The organism is Andreprevotia sp. IGB-42 (genome assembly GCF_009848685.1).
Classification (GTDB): Bacteria; Pseudomonadota; Gammaproteobacteria; order Burkholderiales; family Chitinibacteraceae; genus Andreprevotia.
This window is the reverse complement of the sequence record NZ_WXTX01000046.1, coordinates 1-1,113: the sequence shown is the minus strand read 5'-3', so window position 1 is coordinate 1,113 and position 1,113 is coordinate 1. Positions and strand designations below refer to the sequence as shown.

Annotated in this window: 1 protein-coding gene; it reads left to right on the top strand. The window is 65.2% G+C overall.

Annotated features, from left to right (window positions below; all coding sequences use genetic code 11):
* The coding region (locus IGB42_RS21805) for an AMP-binding protein (RefSeq protein ID WP_159675655.1) at positions 1-1,113 on the top strand (1,113 nt) is incomplete at both ends.

The following is a 1,113-nucleotide window of genomic DNA, read 5'->3' as shown; positions in this document are numbered from 1 at the left end:
CCATGCCGGGTTATGCAATCTGGCTGCGGCACAGATCGCCACGTTTGCCATCGAACCCGGCCAGCGGGTGCTGCAGTTCGCATCGTTCAATTTCGATGCTGCAACATGGGAAATCTTCATGGCGCTGGCTGCGGGCGCCACGCTGTGCCTTGCCAGCAAACCGGCACTGACGCCGGGGCAGCCATTGCAGGATACGCTACAGGACATGGGCATCCAGGTGGCGACCCTGCCCCCGGTCGTGTTGCCCTGGCTGGCGCCGTCCACCCTGCCCCGGCTGCACACCCTGATCGTTGCGGGCGAAGCCTGCCCGGCTGAACTGGTGGAGGCTTGGGCGCCGGGGCGGCGTTTCTTCAACGCCTACGGCCCGACCGAAACGACGGTCTGCGCCACCATCGGGCAGGCGCTGCCGGATGCCGGCATGGCGCCACCAATCGGCCGGCCGATTGCCAATACGCGGACCTATATTCTCGATGCCGCCCTGCAACCGCTACCGGTCGGTGTGGCAGGTGAGCTGTATATTGCCGGCGATGGACTGGCACGTGGTTATCTGGGCCGGCCGGATCTCACGGCAGAGCGTTTTGTGCCCGATCCGCATGGCTTGCCGGGCACCCGCATGTATCGCTCCGGCGATCTGGCGCGCTATCTGCCCGATGGCCGTATCGATTACCTGGGCCGCATCGATCAGCAGGTCAAGATCCGCGGCTTCCGCATCGAGCCGGGTGAAATCGAGGCGGGCCTGCTGGCCGTGCCGGCAGTACGCGATGCAGTGGTGCTGGCGCGCGAAGATGATCCGGGTGCAAAACAGCTGGTGGCCTACCTGGTGGCGCATCCCGGCCAGCCGGCCCCAAGCGCAGCAGCGCTGCGCGCAACCCTGCAGCAGCACCTGCCTGACTACATGGTGCCCGCACAGTTTGTGGTATTGGGGCAATTCCCGCTCACCCCCAATGGCAAGGTCGACCGCAAGGCGCTGCCAAAACCCGGACGTGAGCGTGACAATGCAGGCTACGTGGCGCCACGCAATGCAACCGAAGCACAGTTGGTCAGCATCTGGGCGGAAGTGCTCAAGCTCGACCGCGTGGGGGTGCACGACAATTTCTTTGCGCTCGGCGGACA